The organism is Actinomadura harenae (assembly GCF_003696215.1).
Classification (GTDB): Bacteria; Actinomycetota; Actinomycetes; order Streptosporangiales; family Streptosporangiaceae; genus Spirillospora; species Spirillospora harenae.
The window spans coordinates 20,639-28,694 of sequence record NZ_RFFG01000097.1; the positions used below are offsets into that span (position 1 = coordinate 20,639).

Here is an 8,056-nt window from a genome sequence, read left to right on the forward strand (position 1 = left end):
TGATGAACTCCAGCAGGCCGTCCGCGGCGTCCGCCGTCACCCGGATGCTGCCCCGCCTCGCCGCCTCGCTCCGCGAGGTGCCGGTGATCGCCTCGGTCGTCGGCACCCAGCGGGTGCGGGGTTTCATGGACGCCCCGGCGAACGTGTGCATCCTCGCGTCCGTCCCGGTCGGGCAGCTCGGCGGCGTCCTCGCCACGCTGCGCGGCGCCGAGAAGACCGTGTTCGTCAACGTGGACAGCTGCCCCGGTCTCGCCCAGGACCGGGGCGCGCTGGAGTTCCTGCGCGACAACGGCGCGCAGGGCGCGGTGAGCACCCGCCTCTCCCTGGTCGAGAAGGGGCACTCGCTCGACCTGCTGACGATGATGAAGGTCTTCGTCACCGACCGGTCCAACCTGCGGCGCAGCCTGGACGCGGTGGGCCGGGGCCGTCCCGACCTGGTCGAGATCATGCCCGCGCCGATCGTGGCGCGGCTCGACCCCGAGGCCAAGCGCCTGCTCAGCCCCTACGTCGCCGCCGGTTTCGTCGAGACCGAACGCGACGCCGCCGCCGCGCTCGCGCTCGGCGCGGCGGCCGTGGCCACCTCCGACCCCCGGCTCTGGCACCTGACCCGCGAACGGCTCACCGCCGGGACCGGGGCCGGGACCGGGGCCGCTCCAACGAAGAAAGGCACGTCATGAGCTTCGTCGTCGTCGCCCGCTACCTCGCCGCCCCCGGCGAGCGGGACGGCCTGCTCCCGCTCCTGGACGAGATGGCCCGCGAGTCCCGCAAGGAGCCCGGCAACCGCGCCTACCGCGCCCACCTCGGCGCCGAGGACGACCGCCTCGTCGTCCTGTACGAGGAGTACGACTCCGAGGACGCCTTCAAGGCGCACTGCGAGACCGAGCACTTCCAGCGGATCGTCCTCGGGCGGATCGTGCCGCGGCTGGAGAGCCGCGAGGTGTACCGGCTGAACCCGCTCGGGGAGGACTGATGCGGACGACCGCCGCCGTCCTGCGCGACGTCGCCCGGCCGCGTCCCTACTCGGGCAGCGCGCCGCTCGGGATCGAGGAGATCGAGCTCGGCGCGCCGCGCGGGGGAGAGGTGCTCGTCCGGATCGCCGCCGCCGGGCTGTGCCACTCCGACCTGTCGGTCGTGAACGGCGACCGCGTCCGGCCGCTGCCGATGGCGCTCGGACACGAGGCCGTCGGTGTCGTCGAGCAGGTCGGGCCGGGCGTGCGGGGGCTCACCGAGGGGCAGCACGTCTGCCTGGTGTTCGTGCCGAGCTGCGGACGCTGCAAGCGCTGCGACGAGGGCCGTCCGGCGCTCTGCGCGAACGCGGCGGCGGCGAACGGGGCGGGCGCGCTGCTGCACGGGCCGTCCCTGCTGCGGGACGCGTCGGGCGACCTCGTCCACCACCACCTGGGCGTCTCGGCGTTCGCGCGGCACGCGGTCGTCGCCGAGGAGTCGGCCGTGCCGATCCCGGACGACGTGCCGTTCGAGGTGGCCGCGCTGTTCGGCTGCGCCGTCCTGACCGGGGCGGGAGCGGTGGTGAACACGGCGTCGGTGCGTCCGGGCCAGTCGGTCGCGGTGTACGGGCTCGGCGGCGTCGGCCTGTCGGCCGTGCTCGGCGCGGTCGCGGCCGGGGCCTTCCCGATCATCGCCGTGGACCCGGTGCCCGCCAAGCGCGAGCTGGCCCTGCGGCTCGGCGCCCACCACGCCGTCGCGCCGGACGAGGCGCAGGCCGCGATCCGCGACCTCACCGGCGGCGGCGCGGACGTCGCCGTCGAGGCCGTCGGCGCCGCGCCCGTCATGGCGGACGCCCTGCGCGCCGTCGACCGCGGCGGCAGGGTCGTCTCCGTCGGCCTGCCCGCCCCGGACCGCACCCTGGACGCCGTCCAGGCCCTCGCGTTCGCCGGGGAGGGCAAGTCGCTGCTCGGCTCCTACATGGGCGACGCCGTCCCGCGCCGCGACATCCCGCGCTTCATCGACCTGTGGCGTGCGGGCCGCATGCCGGTCGACCTCCTGCACACCGGCAGCCTCCCGCTGGCCGACCTCAACGAGGCGCTGGAGTCCCTGGCCGCCGGGCAGGCCGTCCGGCAGCTCGTCCTGCCTTAGCCGTTCTCGGGCCGATCCGCCGTCCCGCGCCGTCCGGCGAACAGGGCGGCGGTGACGCACGCGGCGGCGAGCAGGATGCCGAACGCGACCGTCAGCGCGTGGGTGTAGCCGTGGACGGACGCGGCCCGCGCCGCGTTCGGGTGGCCCGCCAGGTACGCGGCCGCCGCACCGGACGCGAGCGTGTTCAGCAGTGCCGTGCCCAGCGCGGCCCCCAGTTGCTGGGCCGCGTTGTAGGCGGCGGCGCCCGCGCCGATGTCGTGTCCCTCCATGCCCGCCGTGGCGAGGCTCGCGGTCGGGGGCAGGACGCACCCGAGCCCCAGGCCGGTGAGGACGAGCGCGGGCAGCAGGTGCAGCGCGAACACGTGCGGGCCGTCCACGCTCAGGCGGGTCAGGATCAGCACCCCGGCGGCCGCCGCGAGCAGCCCGGGGACGACGAGCAGCGCGGGCGGGACGCGTCCGTGCAGCCGTCCGGCGAGGAGCGACGCCCCGGCCAGCGCGGCGACCGCGTTGACCAGCAGCGCCAGCCCGGCCTGGACGGGTGAGTATCCGAGCACGGCCTGGGTGTAGAAGCTCATGAACAGGTAGAAGCCGAACATCGCCACGAACAGCAGCGTGATCGCCACGAAGGCCGCGGCGCGCACCCGGTGCCGCAGCACCCGGAGCGGCAGCAGCGGCTGCGCCGCGCGGGACTCGACCGCGACGAACGCCAGCAGGAGCGCGACGCCGCCCGCCAGGAGGCCGGTGACCTCGGCGGACGCCCAGCCGCGGGTCTCGGCCTGCGCGAAGCCGTAGACCAGCGCGGCGAACCCGGACAGGCTGAGCAGCGCCCCGGCGACGTCCAGGCGGCCCCGGCCCGCGCCGAGCGCACGGTCCTTCGGGACGACCGCGACACCGGCCGCCGCCGCCAGCGCGAGCGGGACGTTCACGTACAGGCACCAGCGCCAGCTCGCGTACTCGGTCAGCAGGCCGCCCGCGATCAGGCCGACCGCCGACCCCGCCGCGCCGACCGCCGCGAACACCCCGAACGCCCGTCCGCGGTCCTTCGGATCGGTGAACGTCGTGGTCAGCAGCGCGAGCCCGGCGGGGGCCAGCAGCGCGGCGAACGCGCCCTGGACGGCGCGCGCCGCGAACAGTGTCCCGGGGTCGGGGGCCGCGCCGCCCAGGGCCGACGCGGCGGCGAAGCCGAGCAGGCCGGTCAGGAAGGCGCGGCGGTGGCCGAGGGCTCCGCTGACCCGTCCGCCGACCAGGAGGAGGCCGCCGAACGCGAGCGCGTAGGCGGTGACGGCCCACTGGCGGTCGCCGTCCGACATCCCGAGGGCGCGCTGCGCCGAGGGCAGCGCGATGTTCACGATCGTCCCGTCCAGCACCACCAGGAGCTGCGCGGCGCTGACCACCGCGAGCGTCCACCACACCCGCCGGGACGCCGTGACGGGGGGTTCTGCCTGCGTTCTCTCATCTCGAACATGCATGACCTCCATCGTCACGCTGAACGCGCCCCGGAGACTTCGGCCGCCCGGGCGCGGGCCGACCAGCGCGTCATGGCCGGCGACCCTCAACGCGCGGGGGAGGGCCCGGGTGCCCGGGGCGGGCGGCATACGAGGAGATGCGGGCGGGGGCCCGGCGGCGGAGCATGAGGGGTGGACCCGTCGCGGAGGGAGAGGCGATCGTGCCGATCATCGGTTCGCTGCGCAGACTCGTGCTGGCACCGTCCCTGGAGAAGGTGAGCTTCGCCGGGAGGGGGTTCCCGGTGTCGCCTTCGGAGGCGACCGAGCGGCTCGAGGCCATCCCGCAGGCGGTGGTGTGCGGCTTCGAATGGGGGATCGACCCGCGCAGCCAGTGGGAGCTGGAGCGCCGGCTCGCGCTCGTCGACGCCGAGCAGCGCGGGTTCGCCTACGAGGGCGCGACGATGGCCTGCGCCGTCCTCGACGCGATGGCCCCCCGGGGCGGGCACCGCACCCGGGACCTGCTGCTCGGGCCCGGACGCCCGCACATCTTCCTCGCCTACATCGGGATCGGGTTCGCGATGGCCCGGCTGCCGCGCGTCCTCTGGCGCAAGGTCGCCCCGGACCTGCCCCGGGACGGCGGCTACTACCCCGAGATGTCCTGGCTCGCCGTCGACGGCTACGGCTTCGACCTCGCCTACTTCGACACCGAACGCTGGATCGACAGGCAGGAACGCCCGGCCGCCTACGCCTGGGAGGGCGACGCGGGCTACTTCCCGCGTGCGGTGGACCAGGGGATCGGACGGGCGCTCTGGTTCGTCCGGGGCGGGAACCCCGGCGACGTCGCGGCGGCCGTCCGGGCGTTCGCGGCCGAGCGGCACGCCGACCTGTGGGCGGGCGTCGGGCTCGCCGCCACCTTCGCCGGGGGCACCGGCGACGCGGGCTACGCGACGCTGCGCCACGAGGCGGGCGACCACCGGACCGAGCTCGCGCAGGGCTCGGTGTTCGCGGTCAAGGCCCGGCACCACTCCGGCTTCGTCCCCGGGCACACCGGGGACGCCGTCGGACGCCTCGCCGGGCTGGACGTCGAGCGGGCCGTCCGGCTCGCCGACGACACGGCCGTCACGGGGGCCTCCGGCGGGTCCGCGCCCGCCTACGAACGGTGGCGGCAGAACGTCCAGGAGGGACTGGAGAAGGCGCGCGCCGCCGACTGACACCCTTTCTTTAGACGCGTTTTCTTTGAACGTGCCGGGACGGCCCGGAAACGGCTTTCGCCGTTTCCGGGCCCTTTCTCGTCCAGGGGCCCTCGGAGCACACGCGAAGTAGCCGCAGGGCCTGTGACACGGGCAGATTCGTAGCAGAGAAAGGCCCGACCGGGCACCGAAGCGGGGAGCACATCTTGGCGAATCAGTGGCGCAGGCTCCGCAGCCGGATTCTCACGCCGAAGAAGTCCGAGACGCATCTCGACGTCCGCGGTTTCCATGTGAAGAACCCTGAGGCGCGCGGCCTGCTGGAGACGATCGGCGCGACCTTCCTGGACGGTTACGCGGACGCGATGGAGGCCCCCTCGGCGGCGGCCGCGAAGGAACGGCTCGACCAGGTGCCGACGCGCTTCCGCGGGTTCGCCTACGAGGGCGCGACGATGGGGCTCGCCATGCTGGACGGGCTGCCGGGCGGCGGCCGCGGCCGGACCGAGGAGTTCCTCGCCGGCCCCGGCTCCCCGCACGTCTACATGGCCTATGTGGGGATCGGCTGGGCGATGGCCCGGCTGCCCCGGTTCCGCTGGCGGACGCTGCACGCGCCCGACCCGCTGCTGCGCTGGCTCGTGCTGGACGGCTACGGCTTCCACCAGGCGTACTTCCACACCGACCGGTACGTCCGCCAGCGGTTCCGCGAGGCGTCGTTCCCCTGGCCGCGCTCGGGACCGGACGGCTACCCGCTCCGGGTGATCGACCAGGGCATCGGCCGCGGGCTGTGGTTCGTGTGCGGCACCGACGCCGAACTGGTCGCCGACACCGTCGAGGGCTTCCCCGAGCATCGCCGCGCCGACCTGTACGGCGGCGTCGGCCTGGCCGCCACCTACGCGGGCGGCGTCGAGGAGAAGGAACTCGTCCGGCTCCGCGACCGCGCCGGGGCGCACCGGCCGATCCTCGCGCAGGGCAGCGCGTTCGGCGCCGAGGCCCGGCTCCGCGCCGACCTGATGGTGCCGCACGTGGGCCTGGCCACGCAGGTGTTCTGCGGGACGACCCCGGAGCGCGCCGCCATGGTCTGCGCCGAGCAGCTGCCGGACGACGCCGACCACCCGCCCCAGGGGCGGAACGGCCTCGTGCCCGCCTACGAGACGTGGCGGCAGCGCATCGCCGCCGAGTTCGCGTGAGCGCCGCCCGGACGGGCGCCCCCCGGACAGGCGGCGCCCGCAGCGGTGCCCATGACAGCGGTGCCCAGGACAGCGGTGCCCCCGACAGCGGTGTGCCGGACGAGCAGGGAGAACAGGGAATTCGGATGAGCAGGATCGCCGTCGTCGGCCTGGCGTGCCGGTACCCCGACGCCGCCTCGCCGCACGAGCTGTGGGAGAACGTCCTCGCCGGGCGGCGCGCCTTCCGGCGGCTGCCGGACGAGCGGATGCGGCTGGAGGACTACTGGGACCCGGACCCCGCCGCGCCGGACCGCTTCTACGCCCGCAACGCCGCCGTCATCGAGGGCTACGAGTTCGACCGCGTCGGCCACCGGATCGCCGGGAGCACCTACCGCTCCACCGACCTGACCCACTGGCTGGCGCTGGACATCGCGGGACGGGCGCTCGCCGACGCCGGCTTCCCCGAGGGCGAGGGCCTGCCGCGTGAGCGGACGGGCGTCATCGTCGGCAACACCCTCACCGGCGAGTTCGCCCGCGCGAACCTGATGCGGCTGCGCTGGCCGTACGTCCGCCGGACGCTCGCCGCCGCGCTGCGCGAGGAGGGCTGGGAGGACGACCGGCTCGGCTCGTTCCTGGCCGAGCTGGAGGAACGGTACAAGGAGCCGTTCCCGGCCATCGACGAGGACAGCCTCGCGGGCGGCCTGTCCAACACGATCGCGGGCCGCGTCTGCAACTACTTCGACCTCAAGGGCGGCGGCTACACCGTCGACGGCGCCTGCTCGTCCTCGCTGCTGTCGGTCGCGACCGGCTGCCGGTCGCTGCTGGAGGACGAGCTGGACGTCGTGGTCGCGGGCGGCGTGGACCTGTCCATCGACCCGTTCGAGATCATCGGGTTCGCCAAGACCGGCGCGCTCGCCCGCCGCGAGATGCGAGTGTACGACCGCGACTCCAACGGCTTCTGGCCGGGCGAGGGCTGCGGCATGGTCGTGCTGATGCGCGAGGACGACGCCCGCGCGCGGGGCCTGCGCGTCTACGCGACGGTCGCCGGGTGGGGCGTCTCGTCCGACGGCAAGGGCGGCATCACGCGGCCCGAGGTGAGCGGCTACCGGCTGGCGCTGCGGCGCGCGTACGAGCGGGCCGGGTTCGGCGTCGACACCGTCCCGCTGTTCGAGGGGCACGGCACGGGGACGGCGGTCGGCGACGTCACCGAGCTGACCGCGCTGTCCGAGGCGCGCGCCGAGGCCCGCCCGGACGCGCCGCGCGCCGCGATCGGCTCGATCAAGGGGATGATCGGGCACACCAAGGCGGCGGCCGGGGTCGCCGGGTTCATCAAGGCCGTCCTCGCCGTGGACGCCCAGGTGCTGCCGCCGAGCATCGGCTGCGTCGACCCGCATCCCGTCCTCACCGAGGACGGCGCGAGGCTGCGGACGCTCCGCAAGGCCGAACCGTGGCCGGAGAACACCCCGGTGCGCGCCGGGATCACCGCCATGGGCTTCGGCGGCATCAACACCCACATCGTCGTGGAGGGCGCGCCGGTCCGCGGATCCGGCCTGGACGCCACGACCCGCGCGCTCGCCGCGTCCCCGCAGGACGCCGAGCTGCTGCTGCTCGACGCCGGGAGCCCGGGCGAGCTGCGCGCCCGCGTCGCCGAGCTGGCCGACTGGGTGCCGTCCGTCGCCTACGGGCAGCTCGCCGACCTGGCCGACACGGCGCGGCGGCGGCTGGCCGGGCGTCCCTACCGGGCGGCGGTGATCGCGCCGTCGCCCGCCGAGGCCGAGCGCGGCCTGCGGCGGCTGCTGGACGCGCTGGACGCGGGCGAGACCTCGCTGCACGCGCCGAACGGCACCGCGTTCCTCGGCCACGTCACCCGGCCCGCCCGGGTCGGGTACCTGTTCCCCGGGCAGGGGTCGGGCCGGTCCACGACCGGCGGCGCGCTTCGCCGCCGGTTCGCCGAGGCGGACGAGGTCTACACCCGCGTCGGCCTCCCGGAGACCGGCGACATGACCGCGACCGAGGTCGCGCAGCCCCGCATCGCGACCGGCTCCCTCGCCGGGCTGCGGGTGCTGGCGGGCCTCGGCCTGCGCGCGGACGTCGCCGTCGGGCACAGCCTCGGCGAGATCACCGCGCTGCACTGGGCGGGCGCGGTCGGCGCGGACGCGCTGCC

7 protein-coding genes are annotated in these 8,056 nt (G+C 75.4%); 6 read left to right on the forward strand and 1 reads right to left on the reverse strand.

Annotation, left to right across the window (positions count from 1 at the left end; translation table 11 throughout):
• The first annotated feature begins 2 nt into the window (after positions 1-2).
• The 3 genes from EBO15_RS34645 to EBO15_RS34655 are packed head-to-tail and all read left to right on the forward strand — an operon-like array spanning position 3 to position 2,094.
• Positions 3-677 (forward strand): glycerol-3-phosphate responsive antiterminator, encoded by a 675-nt coding sequence (locus EBO15_RS34645; RefSeq protein WP_233616631.1) that lies wholly within the window; start codon positions 3-5, stop codon positions 675-677.
• Complete coding sequence (locus EBO15_RS34650; RefSeq protein ID WP_122198696.1) at positions 674-970, forward strand: putative quinol monooxygenase; 297 nt, start codon at positions 674-676, stop codon at positions 968-970. Before EBO15_RS34645 ends, EBO15_RS34650 begins: the two co-directional genes overlap by 4 nt.
• Complete coding sequence (locus tag EBO15_RS34655; protein WP_122198697.1) at positions 970-2,094, forward strand: zinc-binding dehydrogenase; 1,125 nt, start codon at positions 970-972, stop codon at positions 2,092-2,094. The genes EBO15_RS34650 and EBO15_RS34655 overlap by 1 nt, the downstream gene beginning before the upstream one ends.
• Here the strand turns inward: EBO15_RS34655 and EBO15_RS34660 are convergent.
• Positions 2,091-3,563, reverse strand: coding sequence for an MFS transporter (locus tag EBO15_RS34660; RefSeq protein WP_122198705.1), 1,473 nt, complete (start codon positions 3,561-3,563; stop codon positions 2,091-2,093). The genes EBO15_RS34655 and EBO15_RS34660 overlap by 4 nt on opposite strands.
• A 197-nt stretch (positions 3,564-3,760) precedes the next feature.
• On the opposite strand from EBO15_RS34660, the gene EBO15_RS34665 reads away from it, so the two are divergent.
• The 3 genes from EBO15_RS34665 to EBO15_RS34675 form a co-directional block, all read left to right on the forward strand.
• Positions 3,761-4,750 carry a DUF1702 family protein gene (locus tag EBO15_RS34665; RefSeq protein ID WP_233616632.1) on the forward strand — a complete coding sequence of 330 codons (990 nt, stop codon included), beginning with the start codon at positions 3,761-3,763 and terminating at the stop codon, positions 4,748-4,750.
• Between the two features lie 185 nt (positions 4,751-4,935).
• Positions 4,936-5,913, forward strand: a complete 978-nt coding sequence (locus tag EBO15_RS34670; RefSeq protein ID WP_122198699.1) for a DUF1702 family protein — start codon at positions 4,936-4,938, stop codon at positions 5,911-5,913.
• A gap of 125 nt (positions 5,914-6,038) precedes the next feature.
• Positions 6,039-8,056 (forward strand): beta-ketoacyl synthase N-terminal-like domain-containing protein (locus tag EBO15_RS34675; protein WP_267898450.1); only part of this gene is annotated, 2,018 nt, incomplete at its 3' end.

Bases quoted from the DNA above. Each gene is read 5' to 3' on its own strand.
- EBO15_RS34645 (WP_233616631.1), top strand. From the start codon at position 3: ATGAACTCCAGCAGGCCGTCCGCGGCGTCCGCCGTCACCCGGATGCTG.
- EBO15_RS34650 (WP_122198696.1), top strand. From the start codon at position 674: ATGAGCTTCGTCGTCGTCGCCCGCTACCTCGCCGCCCCCGGCGAGCGG.
- EBO15_RS34655 (WP_122198697.1), top strand. From the start codon at position 970: ATGCGGACGACCGCCGCCGTCCTGCGCGACGTCGCCCGGCCGCGTCCC.
- EBO15_RS34660 (WP_122198705.1), bottom strand. From the start codon at position 3,563: ATGCATGTTCGAGATGAGAGAACGCAGGCAGAACCCCCCGTCACGGCG.